Source organism: Prochlorococcus marinus XMU1412, from assembly GCF_017696315.1.
GTDB lineage: Bacteria > Cyanobacteriota > Cyanobacteriia > PCC-6307 > Cyanobiaceae > Prochlorococcus_A > Prochlorococcus_A marinus_AF.
In genome coordinates this window covers 333,267-350,008 of sequence record NZ_JAAORJ010000002.1, presented here as the reverse complement: position 1 = coordinate 350,008, position 16,742 = coordinate 333,267, and the positions used below count along the sequence as shown (strand labels likewise).

The window sequence follows — 16,742 nt, the reverse complement described above, 5'->3', positions numbered from 1 at the left end:
TAATTAAACTTGATTAACTAGTTTTTAGGAAATAGGATTTAATATGTTTGATTTTTTTTTAAATGGAAAAAGGCGAAATTCGTATTAATACCGAAAATATTTTCCCAATAATAAAGAAGGCTGTTTATTCTGACCATGAAATCTTTCTAAGAGAACTTGTCAGTAATGGTGTTGACGCAATAAGTAAACGAAGAATGGCATCTATGGCAGGCGACTGCGAAAATACTGAAGAAGCTCAAGTAAATATATCTATTGATCGTGAAAAAAATACTCTAACGATTTCAGATAATGGAATTGGAATGAACGATGAAGAAATTAAGAAGTATATAAACCAAGTAGCATTCTCTAGCGCAGAAGAATTTCTCACAAAATACAAAAAAGATAATGATGAATTCATAGGCCATTTTGGACTTGGTTTTTATTCAAGTTTCATGGTGGCAGATAGAGTTGATATATTAACCAAATCAGCAATTGGAGAATCAAAAGCTTTCAAATGGTCATGTGATGGATCGCCAAATTTCACATTAGAAGAATCAGAAAGAGAGACTATTGGTACAGATGTAATACTTCACCTACTTGAAGAAGAAAAAGAGTTTATCGAGCCTGAAAGGATTAAATCACTAATAAAAAAATATTGTGACTTTATGCCAATAGATGTGTTACTCGAAGGTGAGACAATTAATAAGAAAAATCCTCCTTGGAGAAAACAACCTAGTGAATTAAAAGATGAAGACTATATTGATTTATATAAATACCTTTATCCTTTCCAGGGAGATCCACTTTTATGGATTCATCTAAATACAGATTATCCGTATGACATACAAGGGATCTTGTATTTTCCAAAGTTATCAGGTAGAGCTGATTGGGAAAAGGGAGAAATAAAACTATTTTGCAATCAAGTTTTCGTAAGCGATTCAATCAAAGAGATAGTACCAAAATATCTTTTACCTCTAAGAGGAGTTATTGATTCAACAGATATACCTTTGAATGTTAGTAGAAGTGCATTACAAACAGATAGAAAAGTAAGGTCTATATCATCATTTATCTCAAAAAAAATCGCTAATAAACTAAAGGATTTGATAAAAAATACTCCAGAATTTTATGCAGAAATTTGGGATTCCATATCTGCTTTTATTAAAATTGGTGCTATTGAAGATGAAAAATTTGCTGATTTAGTCGATAACAGTATAATTTTCGAAACAATTATAAATTCAGAGAAAGACGTAACTAAAGATATTGAAAATAAAACCCTTATCAAGTCTAATGATAAGTATTTCACAACTCTGGCAAATTACAAAGAACGAAATAACATAATTGATTCTAAAAAAATAATTTACTGTTCAGATTTGATTGCTCAGTCAAGCGCATTAAATATCTGCTTATCTGACAACAAAGAAGTTATTAAATCAGATCCCTTAATTGATGCACAATTTCTTCCTTGGATAGAAAGTAAAAACGAAGATTATCAGTTTCAAAGAGTTGATTCAGAAATAAATGAACTTGATGATAAAGAATCTAAAGAAATTGTAGATAAGGATGGCAAATCAAATACAGAAAATCTTAGAGATACTATTGTTAAAGCACTTAACAACGAAAAAGTAACAGTTAAAGTTCAGTCACTTTCAAGTAAAGGTGCACCACCAGCGATGATCTTGCTTCCAGAGCAAATGAGAAGAATTAATGATATGGGTGCTTACATGGAGCAAAAGATGCCTGGCTTACCTGAATATCATGTGCTTTTAATTAACAAGGAACATCCTCTTATTGTTGGTCTTAATAAAATTACAGGCAATAATATAATTATTGATAAAAAAGACCCCATAGAAAATCCATTGGTATCTAAAATTGCAAATCATGTTTACGATATGGCTAAACTATCAGTTGGAGGATTAGATCAAGAACAGATTAATAATTTACAAAATAACAACGCCGATTTAATTTCAGAATTGCTTAATTCAACAAATTGAGTCGTGTGTTAAAATTTTTACAGATATAATTCAAAAAAATATGTCAAGAGTTTGCGAACTGACTGGAGCCAAAGCTAATAATGGGATGGCTGTAAGTCACTCACATATTCGTACAAAAAAATTGCAACAAGTTAATCTCCAAAAAAGGAGACTTTGGTGGGAAGAAGGAAAAAAATGGGTAAATATAAAAATTAGTACCAAAGCACTAAAATCTATACAAAAAGTGGGATTAGATAAATTTGCTAAATCAAATGGAGTTGATTTAAAAAAATTCTAAATTTGATGAGAAATTTAGTAGTAAGTATATTAATATCATTTACTATCTTAATTAATTGTAATTCAACAATAGCTTTCGATTTTGCTCCAGAAGTAGGAGATATTGCTCCAAACTTTCAATTAGAAGGTTTTAATAAAAACATAAAATCAAAAAAAATATGGGAATTAAATGATTTTCAAGGTAAGTGGCTTGTTATGTATTTTTATCCAAAGGACTTTACAGCAGGTTGCACTCTTGAAGCTAAAGGTTTTTCTGAATTAAAAAAGGATTTTTCAAAATATAATGCCGAAATTGTTGGGATTAGTGCTGATAATCAAGATTCTCATGAAAGTTTCTGCGGCGAAAAATCCATAAACTACACTTTATTATCTGATCCTGAAGGAATTATTAGCGATAAATATGGTTCCTGGATTCCTCCATTTTCAGATAGAAATACTTTTTTGATTTCTCCAGAAGGGGAAATTTCTTATAGATGGATAAGTGTTTTACCTATAAATCATGCCAAGGAAGTACTTAATGTACTAAAGAAAAAAATATAAATTTTGCACGAACTTTCATTTGGAACTTGGTTAATTCATATCTCTTCAGTAATTGAATGGATATTTACCATCTTTGTCATATACAAAATTTCCACATATAAAAAATATAATTTATTTTTTTGGTTAAGCTTAGCTATGGTCCCAAACTTAATAGGAGCTATGTGTGCGATTACCTGGCATATCTATGATAATCAAGATGCATTGTATGGATTAGTAACTCTTCAAGGGATATTTACATTTATAGGAAATTCAACATTAGCTCTAGCATCATTCACTATTTTTAAAAAGAAAGAGACTTATGAATGATTTATTTATAAAATCTATAGAAAAATTAGCTTCAATTGATAACACATTATTGTTCGCAGTATCAATAATTCCATATGCAATATTTTTGTTTTACTTATATAAAATCAAATCTGTTAATATTTTTGTAAAAACAGGCTTTTCCTTAACTGTTTTATTCGTATTCATAACTATATTGGTATCTATCTTCACACTAAATTACTATGATACAAGCCTTGTTGAGGTTGACTTCCTGCATGGCTTTGCAGAATCATTCCTAACTCTAAGTGATTTTGTTATTTTGCTTGGATTTATAAAGTTGTTAAATAGCTTAGAAGTAAACAACTCTTAAGACCTTTTACAATTTTGTGTTTTTTAGGTAAAAGTATTAGAGAATATATGAAAATAACGATTTTTTATGATTACTACATTATTTGCAGCTGCAGATCCAGCAACTTTTTCTTGGTCTCCAAAGTGTGCCGTCGTAATGATTGCATGTAATGTTTTTGCTTATGCAATTGCTAGAGCAACAATAAGAAAACCTAATGAAGGTTTTGAAATACCTAATTCAAAATTCTATGGAGGTTTAAGTCACGCATCAGTTGTAGGTGCTAATTGCCTAGGTCATATTTTCGGAATTGGAGCAATCTTAGGATTAGCCTCACGTGGTGTTTTATAAATATTTATTTATTTAATTTTTAATTAACTAACTTAAATTTCTTAACAATTTTATCTGCCATCTGATCAGGCATAAGACCTAGTTTTTCTTTACTCTGATCAGGTGAAGCATGATCAACTAAAACATCAGGTATACCTATTCTATATACAGGGATGTTTATTTCATTATCGTTAAATAATTCAACTATTGCGGAACCAAATCCACCTATTAAGGTTCCTTCTTCCATGGTTACAACTTTTTGAATCCTACTTGCTAAAGGCATAATTAGATTTTTATCGAGAGGTTTAACAAATCTTGCATTAACAATGCATGCATTAATGTTGATATTTTTTAAGATCTTTGCTGTTTCAATTGCTGAGGCTACCATTGAGCCATAAGCAATAATTAAAATATCTTCTCCCTCTTCAAGTATTTCAGCTTCGCCTATATTCAAAGGTTCCCAACCCTCATCCATTACAGCCACTCCTAATCCAGATCCTCTGGGTATTCTTAGAGCTGTAGGACCATTATGGTTTATTGAAGTTATTAACATTCTCTGTAATTCAGACTCATCCTTTGGAGCCATTAAGACAAAATTAGGTATAGATCTCATATAACTGATATCGTACTGACCTTGGTGAGTAGGACCGTCAGCTCCAACTATCCCAGCTCTATCAAGTACGAATGATACAGGTAGATTTTGTATCCCGACATCATGAATTAATTGATCAAATGCACGTTGAAGAAAAGTACTATAAATAGCTACAACAGGTTTAAGACCATCACAAGACATTCCTGCCGCAAGAGTAACTGCATGTTGTTCTGCTATTCCTACATCGATATATTGATCAGGGATATTTTTTTGCAATAAATCTAAACCAGTACCTGTAGCCATTGCAGCCGTAATACCAACGACTTTGCTATCTTGCTCACATATTTTTAATAAGGTTTGACCAAATATTTTACTATAACTAATAGGTTTAGGTTTCTTTGATGGAATTGATTTCCCAGTTGTAAGATCAAATGCAGACTGTGCATGATATCCAACCTGATCGGCTTCTGCATATGGGTAACCCTTCCCTTTTGTTGTGACAACATGAACAATTACAGGTCTTTTAAGTTTATGGGCAGCGTTAAAGGTTTTAACTAAGTTACTAATATCATGACCATCAATTGGACCCATATATGTAAATCCAAGTTCTTCAAAAACAGCTCCAACCTTAGGCACAGATAGTCGTCTAACGCTTCCTTTAATATTTTTGAGTTCTTCTGGGATATCCTTACCAATTAAGGGAATATTTTTTACACTTTCCTGAACACTATCGGACAAAAATTGCAGTGGTGGACTTACTCTTACCTTATTTAAGTAAGATGAAAGGGCTCCAACCGGAGGTGAAATAGACATGTCATTATCGTTCAATACTACAACTAAAGGGGTATTTGGTAAGTGACCTGCATGATTTATAGCTTCTAATGCCATTCCCCCAGTTAGGGCTCCATCTCCAATAACAGCGACACATTTATAATTTTCACCTTTTCTATCTCTTGCTATTGCCATTCCTAAAGCAGCAGAAATAGAAGTACTTGCATGTCCAGCTCCAAAATGATCAAATTTACTTTCACTCCTTTTTAGATATCCAGCGACACCATTTTGTTGCCTTAGAGAATCAAATTGACTGAAACGTCCTGTAATTAATTTATGAGGGTAACCTTGATGTCCTACATCCCAAACAACTTTGTCAAAATCAAGATCAAGAGTTTGATATAAAGCCAATGTCAACTCAACTACACCTAATCCAGGACCAAGATGTCCTCCACTAGTAGATACTACTTGAAGATGTCTTTCTCTAATTTGACAAGCAATTTCCTCTAATTGTGAAACTGTTAAGCCATGAAGTTGATTTGGATGACTTAACTCACTTAAAAGCATTTAACAAAAATTGGTATCTATATAATCTAAAACGCCGAGGTGCAAAATGAGTATTTTTTTTGAAATAGATCATGTAATGTTTTATTAGATTAATAATTAATGCTAAAAATATATATATGAATGATTATTTTGAAAAAATACTTCAAGCTGAAGTCTATGAAGTTGCAAAAAAAACACCACTAGAGAAAGCTCATAATTTAAGTAATAAACTTAATAATGAAGTTTTTCTAAAAAGAGAAGATCTTCAGGATGTATTTTCATTCAAAATAAGAGGTGCATATAACAAAATGAGTAAGCTCACTAATTCACAGCTTGCTCAGGGAGTAATTACCTCTAGTGCTGGTAATCATGCTCAAGGGGTTGCACTTAGTGCCCTTAAGTTAAATTGCCAAGCAACGATATTAATGCCCATTACAACACCTCTAGTAAAAGTTAATGCAGTAAAAAATTTAAAAGCAAAAGTTATATTATATGGCGATAACTATGATGAAGCTTACAAAGAGGCAATAAGGATTAGCCAAGAAAGAAATTTATGCTTTATTCATCCCTTTGATGATCCAGAAGTAATAGCAGGACAAGGAACTATAGCTATAGAACTTGAACAGCAGCTTAAGGAAAAACCTTATGCAATTTATATTGCTGTAGGTGGTGGGGGGTTGATATCAGGTATATCCTTATACGTTAAAAAAGTATGGCCTGAAGTAAAAATAATTGGTGTAGAACCAGAAGATGCTGACGCTATGACGAAATCTTTGGAAGAAGAAAAAATTGTGGAACTATCTTCTGTAGGTCAATTTGCAGATGGAGTGGCGGTTAAAAAAATTGGTAAAAATACTTTTGATATTGGTAGAAAATATATAGATAAGATGATTAAGGTTAATACTGATGAAATCTGTGCTGCTATAAAAGATGTTTTTGAGGATACTAGATCAATACTAGAGCCCGCAGGTGCCTTATCAATAGCGGGAATGAAAAAAGATATTTTAAATTCGAATCATTCAAATAGAAAAATGGTTGCGATTGCATGTGGTGCAAATATGAATTTCGAGAGGCTTAGATTTGTAGCAGAAAGAGCAGAACTTGGAGAGTGTAAAGAAGTAATGATGGCTGTTGAAATTCCTGAACGTGCTGGTAGTCTAATTGATTTTTGTAAGTTACTTGATAATAGAAATTTAACTGAATTTAGCTATAGGATGTCAAATTCTAAGAATGCACAGATCTTTGTAGGGGTTCAAGTCTATGGTTTAAATGATAAAAAAAATCTATTAAATATATTTAAAAATTCTGAGTACTCATTTATTGACATAAGTGATGATGAATTATCTAAAAATCATCTCAGACATATGGTAGGTGGAAGATTACCAAGGGATTTTAAAGAGATGGAATATAAAAACTTTATTGAACTTTTATACAGATTTGAGTTTCCTGAAAGGCCAGGCGCATTAATAAACTTCTTAAATAATATGAAATCTAATTGGTCTATAAGCGTATTTCACTACAGGAATTATGGTGCTGATGTAGGAAAAATTGTTATTGGAGTTTTAATCCATAAAAATGAGATTTTAGAGTGGAATAAATTTGTTAGAATTTTAGGCTATAAATTCTGGGATGAAACTCAAAACGATACATATAGATTATTCCTTGGTGCATCAGATTAAATTTAAGGTATCTTAGGAAAGATTTCGGTAATTAAAATCAATCAATCTGATCTAAATACCACGCCAATATCTGATATAGATTTAGTTACTAAAGTTGAAGCTGTCTTATATTTGAAAGGCAGACCAATAACAAAAAAGGATCTTTCAGAAATTACTAATTCTGATATAAACTCAATAAATAATGCAATTAAAGATCTAAAAAATAAATACTCTAATCCCAACTCAGCTATTGAATTAAATACAGTTAATAACAGTTTTTCTCTCGAACTAAAATCTAGTCTTAATGAATTCGTTGATGATTTACTTCCTTCTGATTTGAAAACATCGGAATTAAGGACATTGGCAACCATTGCGATCAAAAAAAAGATCCTGCAATCGGATCTTATACTTCTTCGAGGTTCAGGAGCTTATGATCATATTAAAGAATTATTAGAAAAGAAATTTATCGTCAAACGGAAGCAAAAAGATGGTAGATCATATTGGTTATCATTATCAGAAAAGTTTTTTCAAACTTTTGCTGTAAGTAATGAATATCTTTCAAATATAGGAAGCAGTAATAATAAGCAGCAATAAAAAGTAAATGTTAGGATATATTAAATTACGAAAAGATAATGTTATCTGAGATTTTTGCGGTTCTGGGGCAAACTTTATCAATTTATTCTTTCATATTGATAATAAGAATTTTACTCACATGGTTTCCAGGTATTGATTGGAGTAATGGTGTTTTATCTGCATTAACTTCTATCACAGATCCTTATTTAAACATTTTTAGAGGTATTATCCCCCCAATAGGTGGATTTGATATTTCTTCTTTATTAGCTTTTTTACTTTTAAATGTTATACAAAATTTAATTACAAATCTCCAGTACGCCAGCTTAGGTTATAGCTGAATTTATCTATCATCCCCAGAACCTTTTATCTTCCCTTTAGCAGCTCTTAATTTTAATTTTTCAAGGTTTTGTATTGCAACATCCTCTAAGTTGAAATTCAATTCTGTACAAAGATTTGAAACATACCACAAAACATCTCCTAACTCTTTTTTAATACCTAATTTTGATTCGTTATCAAATATTCCATTTTTATCTCTTATAACCTTTTTCACTTTTTCTGCCACCTCTCCAGCCTCTCCAACTAAACCAAGAGTTGGATAAATATTATTTGAGCCTAAATCTGGATATTGTGCTGTTTCTCTAGCTTTTTTCTGATAAGTTTTAAAATCCATGACTTAAATAACTAACTTTGGGTATGGTAAATTTATTTATATCTAGCAATATTATCTATATATGTCGAATATTGATTTAAAAAGAAGAACAAAAATAGTAGCAACTATTGGCCCTGCGACTCAATCTGAAGAGATAATTACAAATTTAATTAAAGCTGGAGTAACAACATTCAGATTAAATTTCTCACATGGAGATCATAAGGATCATGCTGAGAGAATAAAAACCATAAGGGAAGTATCAAAAAAGTTAGATATAGATATTGGAATATTACAAGATCTTCAAGGACCTAAAATACGATTAGGGCGTTTTAAAGATGGGCCAGTGAAAGTTAAAAAAGGCGATAAATTTACACTGACATCAAATGAAGTCGAATGTACAAATACTATTGCAAATGTAACCTACGACAAACTTTCTCAAGAAGTTAGCAAGGGGAAAAGAATTCTTTTAGATGATGGAAAAATAGAAATGATTGTAGATAAAGTTGATATAAAAGCTAATAATTTGGAGTGCATGGTAACTGTAGGAGGGGTTCTTTCAAACAATAAAGGTGTTAATTTTCCAGATGTTCAATTATCAGTAAAAGCATTAACAGAAAAAGATAAAGAGGATTTAAAATTCGGTCTATCTGAAGGGGTTGATTGGATTGCCCTAAGTTTCGTAAGAAATCCATCCGATATAAACGAGATAAAGGATTTAATAAATAAAAATGGGCATTCAACTCCCGTGGTCGCAAAAATAGAAAAATTTGAAGCGATTGATCAAATTGATACAGTATTACCTTTATGTGATGGGGTTATGGTTGCGAGGGGTGATTTAGGAGTAGAAATGCCTGCTGAAGAAGTTCCTCTTTTACAAAAGGAATTAATAAGAAAAGCTAATACTTTAGGTATTCCAATAATTACAGCGACTCAAATGCTTGACTCTATGGCTTCGAATCCAAGACCAACAAGGGCCGAAGTTAGTGATGTTGCAAATGCAATTCTGGATGGGACAGATGCTGTAATGCTTTCAAATGAAACTGCAGTTGGCGATTATCCTGTAGAGGCAGTAGAAACGATGGCGACTATAGCAAGAAGAATTGAAAGGGATTATCCACTCAAAGCTATTGAGAGCCACTTACCTAGTACCATCCCAAATGCTATTAGTGCAGCAGTAAGTAATATAGCTAGACAACTTGATGCAGGAGCTATAATCCCTTTAACAAAATCAGGCTCTACCGCTAGAAATGTAAGTAAATTCAGACCTCCAACACCTATCTTGGCAACTACTACAGAGAGGAGCGTAGCGAGAAGATTACAACTTGTTTGGGGAGTTACTCCCATAGTAGTTAAAAATGATGAAAGAACTGCAAAAACTTTTAGTTTGGCTATGCAAATTGCTCAGGAAATGGGGATACTAAATCAAGGAGATTTAGTAGTTCAAACTGCAGGCACATTAACTGGAATAAGTGGTTCTACAGATTTAATAAAAGTCGGTTTAGTAAGAAAAATTGTATCAAGGGGAATTTCAATAGGGGAAATCGGTGTTACCGGTAAAGCAAGAATAATAAAAAATAATCTAGACATGTCATTAATTTGTCCAGGAGAAATATTATTTGTTCCGGAAGAATTAATGAAAAATATTCCACTTAGTAAAAATATTGCGGGGATTGTTACGAACCAAAATGTAAATGATGTTTATGCTTTGTTTAACAAAAATAATAAAAAGATTTCTACAATTTGTAATTTAGAAAATATGGATGATCATCAAATTAGCAATGGCGACCTTATTACACTGCAGCTAAATGAAGGTGTTATATACATGGGTCAAATTGAAGATGATGATGCATTAGATAAATATAAATATGTCTAGGAATATCTCAATAAAAGAAGCCTTAGGCATGGCCACAAAAACCTTAGTTTCGAACAAATTGAGAAGTTCGTTAACAATGCTTGGGATTATTATAGGAAATGCATCAGTTATTACTCTCGTTGGACTTGGAAGAGGTGCTCAAACATTAGCAAAAAACCAATTAAGTAATTTAGGTGCAAATGTTTTATTCATTGTTCCTGGAAATAATGACACAAGAAGAAGAGGTATTTCATTTCCTAAAAACCTAGTTTTAGAAGATGCAATAGCAATAAGCAATCAAGTCCCCACAGTTAAAAAAGTTGCTCCTCAAATCTCTGCTAACGAGATAGTACAATCAAATTCTAAAAGCCTTAATATATCTATTGCTGGTGTTACTCCTGAATTTCTTGAAGTAAGAAGCTTTGAAGTAGATAAGGGAAGATTTTTATCTAAAAGTGATGTTAATAGTGCAAGAAGTTATGTTGTAATAGGTCCTGATCTTAAAGACGAATTTTTCAAAGATAAAAATTCTTCACTTGGAGAAAAAATCAGAATTAAAGATCATACTTATGAAATTATCGGAATATTAAAACCAAAAGGTGCTGTATTTGGAAGTAATCAAGACAAAAATGCTTATATACCATTAACCACTATGGTAAATAGAATTACTGGGAAGGACCCTACTTATGGTGTAAGTTTAAGCTTTATTAGTGTGGAAGCGATAAATAAAAATACAACTAGTGCCGCAAAATTCCAAATTACAAACTTATTAAGGCAAAGACATAAAATAATAAGAGATGATGACTTTGCAGTTAGATCGCAAGAAGATGCATTGAATATAGTTACCAACATAACAAGTGGGTTAACTTTTTTATTGGCGGGTATTGGGGCAGTATCTTTAGTTGTTGGAGGAATAGGAATCATGAATATTATGCTAGTTTCCGTTAGTGAAAGGACTGAAGAGATTGGTCTTAGAAAAGCAATAGGAGCTAAACAGTCAGATATATTAATTCAATTTTTAATTGAGGCATTGATTTTATCTACAATTGGAGGATTAATAGGAACAACAACAGGATTATCAGGTGTTTTTATTTTGTCTTTGATAACTCCCCTTCCTGCATCTGTAGGATTATCAACAACTTTATCCACCATGATCATTTCAGGATCAATTGGTTTAATCTTTGGAGTTTTACCTGCAAAAAGAGCTTCTAAACTAGATCCCATTGTTGCCTTGAGAAGTTTATAAATAAAATTTATAATAATGCTCAATTTTTATAAATTAATTGAGATACTGGTGAGTCTTCAATCACTAGTAATATCATCAATGCTACCTGTTTATATTCCACTACCATTTGTCGATGAATCTAATAATAGTTTTGAGATGCCTATCACATGGCAAATTCCAACTACAATTTTACTAACACTTATATTTCATAAAAAAGTAGTTTTCAGGGCATTTTCTATATATATAATTTTAGGGTTATTTATAGCCCCAGTCTTTCATCAAGGAGGCTCAATAGGATATTTACTCACTCCAAATTTTGGTTATTTATTAGGTTTATATCCATTAATCAAAATAATTGATAATTTAAATACAACAAATAAAATAAATGTTGGTAACTTTTTAAAAAAGGGATTTATAGCAATATGTGCTATGCATATGACTGGAATATTTTACCATCTTTTACAAGTTATATTTTACAGTCAATTTAATATATTTTTATATAATTTAGGGAAATACTCTGTAGGTAAAATTGGATATCATTTTTTAACGCTTATTCCATTATTACTACTTATTAAACCTATCAAAAGTTTAAAACATAGCAAATAATGATTACTAAGATACAAACAAAGTTATATTATTTATCCTTAAGTATTTTTATTATTTTAATAGATCAATATACAAAATATTTAATTTTTTATAATTATAAAAAATTTTTAAATAAAGATTTTCTTTTATTTAGATTAGACTTTGTTAAAAATTACGGAGCAGCATTTAACATATTTAGTGGTAATAGAATATTTTTATCTTTAATAAGTATTATTTTTTCAATATTACTTATTTATTTAATATTAAGGAAAAATACTTTAAACAAAATTGACATTACCTCTTATAGCTTTATTCTAGGAGGAACTATTGGTAATGGAATAGATAGAATTTTAAAAGGTTTTGTAATTGATTTTATAAATTTAAATTTTATAAATTTTCCGGTATTTAATATTGCTGATATATCTATTAATCTTGGGTTTATATTTTTACTGTATAGAATTTTTAAAAACAAACAATAATATGAATTACTTGAAATTGAAATATATAAAATATATTATTTTTATTTTATTTCTATATATTTTATTTTCGATATTAATACGAACAGTAAATATTTATACAATTTTATTTTTAATAATAATTATGTATATCTTTTACAACATTGATAAAAAACTTTTTAAAAAAATAGTTTATAAAGTTATTTACAAAAATAAAAAAAATACACTTACATTCAAAAATACATATGGTGCTGCCAAGATAAGTTTGGAAGGGGTCGAGAAAATTAATAAAAAAATTAATGATAAAGTAAAAGTTGAATTGTTAAATTACCAAAAAAATAAACTAGAGGCCCAATTAAAAACAGGAGATTATAACGTTACTCTTTTTGGAGCAGGTTCCTCAGGAAAAACATCTATAGCAAGATCTTTATTGAAAAATATTGTAGGACAAACTTCAGCAAAAATAGGTACAACAAAGCAAATTAATAGCTATAAAATTCGCATCCCAATCTTAAAAAGAAACATTAATATTGTGGATACTCCTGGTTTATTCGAACCATCTAAATTAGGAGAACAAAGAGAAAAAGAAACAATCATACAAGCATCAAATTCTGATTTAGTTCTTTTTGTCTTGGATCAAGACATAAATAAATACGAAAACTATTTAATTAAAGAATTATTGAAAATAGGAAAAAAAATAATAGTAGTTCTAAATAAATGTGATTTGAGGTCTAGAGATGAAAATAACCTCATCAAAGAAAATATAATTTCTATAACTTCCGCTAGAAAAAATAGAATTTCAGTTGTGCAAACAATTGCAGTACCTCAACAATCTACCTATACAAAATCAGATACTTTAAATTTAGTCCCAGAGGTAGGAAGTTTATTTAGAGAAATAATTGCAACGCTCGATAATAATGGTGAAGAATTATTGGCGGATAATATTCTTTTTCGCTCAAATAAGTTAGGTATTAAAAGTAAAAATTTCGTTCAAGAACAAAGATATTTAATGTCAAATAAAGTGATTAATAAATATATGTGGATAACAGGAGGAGTAATACTAGTTAATCCACTACCAGCCGTTGATTTCCTAACTACTACCTCCGTAAACCTACAAATGATAATGGAATTATCAAAAATATATGAAATAAAGCTTACAAAAAAAGATGCAAAAGATTTGGCTACATCTCTGCTAAGCGCATTGGCCAAACAAGGAATATTAAAAGGGGGTCTCGCCATTATTTCTCCTGCTTTAGCTACAAGCTTGACTAAAATAATATTATCTAAATCTATACAATCAGTTACCGCAGGCTGGTTAATAAGAATAGTAGGACTGAGTTTGATTGAATATTTTAAAAATGGCCAAGATTGGGGGGATGGAGGAATTCAAGAAGTAGTAGATAAGATTTATAGAATAAGTAAGAGAGAGGATATTTTAAACAACTTCTTAAAAGAAGCTATTTCAAAAATTGAAATGAAAAAGTATTTTCAATCAAATAAAAGTTTGCCTCCATTTACTATGTAAAATTGGATAATTGATCATTTAGATAAGTCCTGAAATCAAAGATAGTTATTAATAGTAAGTAAGCAATACAAATAGCTATAGATATAACCCCTGTTACTATTGCAATAATTTTTTGTCTACCCATATTCATTAGTTAAGCATCTAAAAGTCTCAAAAGTTCTACAATATGAGATTCTTTTGTATTGTAATTTCCCATGACAACCCTTAAAAAATATTTACCTTTAAATTTTGGTCTAGAAAGCATAAAATTATTGTTAATTAGTTCATTAACTTTAGTTTGAGTCCATTCATCAGAGTCTTTTGGCTCAAGTTTATTTGGTAAGAATGATACAATATGCAGAGGACCTGAATATATATCAAATTTATTTTTACTAATATTTTTTATAAAAAAATCTTTTCTTTTAATTGATGATTTTAATATATTTTCTATTCCATTCAGACCTAAAAAACGTAACCCAAGCCACAGTTTGATAACCTCTGCAGGTCTAGAACCTTGTATGCCAATTTCTCCTCTATTTATGATGTCTTCTTTAGATGATAGGTAAGGAAGTCCAGTAGAAAATGTATTTTCTAAAGTACTCATTTCTGAAACCAATAACAAAGATGATGTCTTAGTAATACCAATTATTTTTTGAGGATTTATTGTTATGGAATTAGCCTTATTAATATTATTTAAACCTTCTATTGGAATAGAAGTTATGGCAAAAATGCCTCCAATGGAGCCATCGATATGAAGCCATATATTTCTTTCTTTGCATATTTCACTTATATCTTTAATAGGATCAATTGCTCCTCTTACTGTTGTCCCTAAAGTGGCAACAATAGCGAATATTTTTTTATTATCAATAAAACATTTATCTATAGTTTTTCTAAGATTTTGTATATCAATACTCCCATTATTATCAGTTTTAATCCTAATAAGATTTGCTTCATCAAGACCCATTATTCTTATACATTTAATGAAAGAGGAATGAGCATCTTCACTAACAAGTAATACAGAATTGGGATCTGAACCTAATCCAGAATTATGTCTAGCTGCTATAAGTGCATTCAAATTACTTAAAGTACCTCCGCTAGCTGCTATGCCTCCTGAAGAATCATTAAACCCTATTTTCCTTGCAAACCATTTGCATAATGATTCCTCAAGCAAAGTAATACTTGGAGACAACTCGTAAGCAAGAAGATTATTATTTAAACCAGCAGCAATTAAATCGCCTAAAATAGAAAAAATCAAAGGTGGGGGATCCAGATGAGCTAAAGAGCCTGGATGAACTGGATTAAAAGAATTATTTAGAAGGGATTGAATATCAGAAAACAAATCTTCTGTAGAATTACCATCCTCATCAGGCATTAAGCACTTGAAATTCTCATCAAATGGTAATGGACCATATTTATCGGCTTTAGAGAACCAGTCACAAAGAATTTGAGTTGTTTTATTTAGGAGAGTAATTAAGTTATCGTTAGTCCCTAAATACGAAGGGAAGTATATATCTTTTTTATTAATTAAATCTTCAGTCATCAGATAAGATATCTATTAATAAGTTTATTCTTAATATTGGTAAATGAGGTATATTTTTGAAAATGTAAATAGTAATTATGATGAAAATAAAGGAATAAATATTTTAAAATACTCAAGATGGATGAACTCTATTTTAAGAAGATCAGAAGAAATTGGAAAAGTTGAGTTACCAATCTGTTCAATAATTTTAGATGAGAGAGGAAGATGTATTGGAAGAGGTGTTAACAGGAGAAATATAAATAATGATCCATTAGGTCATGCTGAAATTATGGCACTAAGGCAGGCATCTCTAATAAAAAATGACTGGAGATTTAATGAATGTATTATCTTAACAAATTTAGAACCATGTACTATGTGTGCATCAGCACTTATTCAAGCAAGGATGGGTAAAGTTATTTTTGGTGCCTACGATAAGAAAAGAGGTGGATTGGGCGGCTCAATTGACTTGTCAAAGCATAAAAGCTCTCATCATAAAATGGAAATCGTCGGAGGTATTTTAGAAGACGAATGCAGTAAAATTTTACAATTATGGTTTAAAAAGTTGAGGACTCAAAAATAGCATATTTTTTTAACTCAGTATCAAATAAGTTTAATAATCTGTCTACATTCTCCTCACTTGAGTTAAAGCCCATTAATCCTATGCGCCATACCTTACCAGACAATTCTCCAAGTCCATTTCCTATTTCTATTCCAAAGTTTCTTAAAAGATGATTTCTAAAACCATCTCCATCAACTGCAGGTGGAATCTTAACTGTTGTAAGAGTTGGCAATCGATAATCCTCTGATACATGTAATTCCATTCCTAGACTTTCTAAACCTTTCCAAAGTTTCTTTGCATTAGTATTATGCCTATTCCAAGCATTCTCTAAACCTTCATTTGCAATTAATCTTAAACCTTCTCGAATAGCAAAATTCATATTTACAGGTGCAGTATGATGGTATACGCGATCAGAACCCCAATATTTATTTAAAAGAGATAAATCTAAATACCAGTTAGGAACTTTTGTTTTTCTTGAACTTAGTTTATCTTCAGCTCTCTTATTCATTGTAAAAGGACTTAGTCCAGGCG

At 30.5% G+C, this 16,742-nt stretch carries 18 protein-coding genes and 1 pseudogene; 15 read left to right on the top strand and 4 right to left on the bottom strand.

All coding sequences use genetic code 11. The annotated features are described in order from the left end of the window. The first annotated feature begins 62 nt into the window (after positions 1-62). The 6 genes from htpG to psaK all read left to right on the top strand — a co-directional run bounded on the left by htpG (position 63) and on the right by psaK (position 3,744). Positions 63-1,967 carry a molecular chaperone HtpG gene (htpG, locus tag HA152_RS04800; protein ID WP_209134110.1) on the top strand — a complete coding sequence of 635 codons (1,905 nt, stop codon included), beginning with the start codon at positions 63-65 and terminating at the stop codon, positions 1,965-1,967. Positions 1,968-2,007: 40 nt separating this feature from the next. Further along, positions 2,008-2,244, top strand: a complete 237-nt coding sequence (rpmB, locus tag HA152_RS04795; RefSeq protein WP_025881448.1) for a 50S ribosomal protein L28 — start codon at positions 2,008-2,010, stop codon at positions 2,242-2,244. A 5-nt stretch (positions 2,245-2,249) separates the two neighbouring features. Further along, positions 2,250-2,783 (top strand): peroxiredoxin, encoded by a 534-nt coding sequence (locus HA152_RS04790; protein ID WP_209134108.1) that lies wholly within the window; start codon positions 2,250-2,252, stop codon positions 2,781-2,783. A gap of 3 nt (positions 2,784-2,786) precedes the next feature. After that, on the top strand, positions 2,787-3,089 hold the full coding sequence (locus HA152_RS04785; protein ID WP_209134106.1) for a DUF2499 domain-containing protein: 303 nt from the start codon (positions 2,787-2,789) through the stop codon (positions 3,087-3,089). Continuing rightward, positions 3,082-3,417: a DUF3593 domain-containing protein gene (locus HA152_RS04780; RefSeq protein ID WP_209134104.1), complete on the top strand. Its 336-nt coding sequence runs from the start codon at positions 3,082-3,084 to the stop codon at positions 3,415-3,417. Before HA152_RS04785 ends, HA152_RS04780 begins: the two co-directional genes overlap by 8 nt. 66 nt (positions 3,418-3,483) lie before the next feature. Continuing rightward, complete coding sequence (gene psaK, locus HA152_RS04775) at positions 3,484-3,744, top strand: photosystem I reaction center subunit PsaK (RefSeq protein ID WP_011862924.1); 261 nt, start codon at positions 3,484-3,486, stop codon at positions 3,742-3,744. 19 nt (positions 3,745-3,763) lie between these two features. Here psaK and dxs read toward each other — a convergent pair whose 3' ends face one another. Then, positions 3,764-5,653 carry a 1-deoxy-D-xylulose-5-phosphate synthase gene (dxs, locus tag HA152_RS04770; RefSeq protein ID WP_209134102.1) on the bottom strand — a complete coding sequence of 630 codons (1,890 nt, stop codon included), beginning with the start codon at positions 5,651-5,653 and terminating at the stop codon, positions 3,764-3,766. Positions 5,654-5,769: 116 nt separating this feature from the next. Between dxs and ilvA the strand changes: the two genes are divergently transcribed. The 3 genes from ilvA to HA152_RS04755 all read left to right on the top strand — a co-directional run bounded on the left by ilvA (position 5,770) and on the right by HA152_RS04755 (position 8,201). Next, a complete protein-coding gene (gene ilvA, locus HA152_RS04765) occupies positions 5,770-7,311 on the top strand; it encodes a threonine ammonia-lyase, biosynthetic (RefSeq protein WP_209134100.1) in 1,542 nt (513 codons plus the stop codon). 66 nt (positions 7,312-7,377) lie between these two features. Continuing rightward, positions 7,378-7,884, top strand: a complete 507-nt coding sequence (scpB, locus tag HA152_RS04760; protein ID WP_209134670.1) for an SMC-Scp complex subunit ScpB — start codon at positions 7,378-7,380, stop codon at positions 7,882-7,884. A gap of 38 nt (positions 7,885-7,922) precedes the next feature. After that, a complete protein-coding gene (locus HA152_RS04755) occupies positions 7,923-8,201 on the top strand; it encodes a YggT family protein (protein WP_002807500.1) in 279 nt (92 codons plus the stop codon). A 2-nt stretch (positions 8,202-8,203) separates the two neighbouring features. Here HA152_RS04755 and HA152_RS04750 read toward each other — a convergent pair whose 3' ends face one another. Beyond that, positions 8,204-8,533: a nucleoside triphosphate pyrophosphohydrolase family protein gene (locus HA152_RS04750; RefSeq protein WP_209134098.1), complete on the bottom strand. Its 330-nt coding sequence runs from the start codon at positions 8,531-8,533 to the stop codon at positions 8,204-8,206. Between the two features lie 61 nt (positions 8,534-8,594). Here HA152_RS04750 and pyk point away from each other — a divergent pair, with 61 nt between their 5' ends. The 5 genes from pyk to HA152_RS04725 are packed head-to-tail and all read left to right on the top strand — an operon-like array spanning position 8,595 to position 14,154. After that, a complete protein-coding gene (pyk, locus tag HA152_RS04745) occupies positions 8,595-10,385 on the top strand; it encodes a pyruvate kinase (RefSeq protein ID WP_209134096.1) in 1,791 nt (596 codons plus the stop codon). Continuing rightward, entirely contained in the window at positions 10,378-11,610 is a 1,233-nt protein-coding gene (locus tag HA152_RS04740) for an ABC transporter permease (protein ID WP_209134094.1), read from the top strand. The genes pyk and HA152_RS04740 overlap by 8 nt, the downstream gene beginning before the upstream one ends. A gap of 15 nt (positions 11,611-11,625) precedes the next feature. Further along, positions 11,626-12,195, top strand: coding sequence for a biotin transporter BioY (locus HA152_RS04735; RefSeq protein WP_209134091.1), 570 nt, complete (start codon positions 11,626-11,628; stop codon positions 12,193-12,195). Next, positions 12,195-12,653 carry a signal peptidase II gene (gene lspA, locus HA152_RS04730; protein ID WP_209134089.1) on the top strand — a complete coding sequence of 153 codons (459 nt, stop codon included), beginning with the start codon at positions 12,195-12,197 and terminating at the stop codon, positions 12,651-12,653. The genes HA152_RS04735 and lspA overlap by 1 nt, the downstream gene beginning before the upstream one ends. A 1-nt stretch (position 12,654) precedes the next feature. Next, complete coding sequence (locus HA152_RS04725; protein WP_209134087.1) at positions 12,655-14,154, top strand: GTP-binding protein; 1,500 nt, start codon at positions 12,655-12,657, stop codon at positions 14,152-14,154. Between the two features lie 133 nt (positions 14,155-14,287). Here HA152_RS04725 and HA152_RS04720 read toward each other — a convergent pair whose 3' ends face one another. Next, positions 14,288-15,673, bottom strand: a complete 1,386-nt coding sequence (locus tag HA152_RS04720) for a pyridoxal phosphate-dependent decarboxylase family protein (protein WP_209134085.1) — start codon at positions 15,671-15,673, stop codon at positions 14,288-14,290. Between the two features lie 43 nt (positions 15,674-15,716). On the opposite strand from HA152_RS04720, the gene HA152_RS04715 reads away from it, so the two are divergent. Then, positions 15,717-16,232, top strand: coding sequence for a nucleoside deaminase (locus HA152_RS04715; RefSeq protein ID WP_209134083.1), 516 nt, complete (start codon positions 15,717-15,719; stop codon positions 16,230-16,232). Here the strand turns inward: HA152_RS04715 and HA152_RS04710 are convergent. Continuing rightward, positions 16,207-16,742: pseudogene (locus HA152_RS04710) on the bottom strand (aminotransferase class V-fold PLP-dependent enzyme); the annotation flags it as partial. The gene HA152_RS04715 and the pseudogene HA152_RS04710 sit on opposite strands and share 26 nt — an antisense overlap.

Excerpts from the sequence above, each read along its gene's own strand:
- htpG (WP_209134110.1), top strand. The coding sequence starts at position 63 with ATGGAAAAAGGCGAAATTCGTATTAATACCGAAAATATTTTCCCAATA.
- rpmB (WP_025881448.1), top strand. The coding sequence starts at position 2,008 with ATGTCAAGAGTTTGCGAACTGACTGGAGCCAAAGCTAATAATGGGATG.
- HA152_RS04790 (WP_209134108.1), top strand. The coding sequence starts at position 2,250 with ATGAGAAATTTAGTAGTAAGTATATTAATATCATTTACTATCTTAATT.
- HA152_RS04780 (WP_209134104.1), top strand. The coding sequence starts at position 3,082 with ATGAATGATTTATTTATAAAATCTATAGAAAAATTAGCTTCAATTGAT.
- psaK (WP_011862924.1), top strand. The coding sequence starts at position 3,484 with ATGATTACTACATTATTTGCAGCTGCAGATCCAGCAACTTTTTCTTGG.
- dxs (WP_209134102.1), bottom strand. The coding sequence starts at position 5,653 with ATGCTTTTAAGTGAGTTAAGTCATCCAAATCAACTTCATGGCTTAACA.
- ilvA (WP_209134100.1), top strand. The coding sequence starts at position 5,770 with ATGAATGATTATTTTGAAAAAATACTTCAAGCTGAAGTCTATGAAGTT.
- HA152_RS04755 (WP_002807500.1), top strand. The coding sequence starts at position 7,923 with ATGTTATCTGAGATTTTTGCGGTTCTGGGGCAAACTTTATCAATTTAT.
- HA152_RS04750 (WP_209134098.1), bottom strand. The coding sequence starts at position 8,533 with ATGGATTTTAAAACTTATCAGAAAAAAGCTAGAGAAACAGCACAATAT.
- pyk (WP_209134096.1), top strand. The coding sequence starts at position 8,595 with ATGTCGAATATTGATTTAAAAAGAAGAACAAAAATAGTAGCAACTATT.
- HA152_RS04740 (WP_209134094.1), top strand. The coding sequence starts at position 10,378 with ATGTCTAGGAATATCTCAATAAAAGAAGCCTTAGGCATGGCCACAAAA.
- HA152_RS04735 (WP_209134091.1), top strand. The coding sequence starts at position 11,626 with ATGCTCAATTTTTATAAATTAATTGAGATACTGGTGAGTCTTCAATCA.
- lspA (WP_209134089.1), top strand. The coding sequence starts at position 12,195 with ATGATTACTAAGATACAAACAAAGTTATATTATTTATCCTTAAGTATT.
- HA152_RS04725 (WP_209134087.1), top strand. The coding sequence starts at position 12,655 with ATGAATTACTTGAAATTGAAATATATAAAATATATTATTTTTATTTTA.
- HA152_RS04720 (WP_209134085.1), bottom strand. The coding sequence starts at position 15,673 with ATGACTGAAGATTTAATTAATAAAAAAGATATATACTTCCCTTCGTAT.
- HA152_RS04715 (WP_209134083.1), top strand. The coding sequence starts at position 15,717 with ATGAGGTATATTTTTGAAAATGTAAATAGTAATTATGATGAAAATAAA.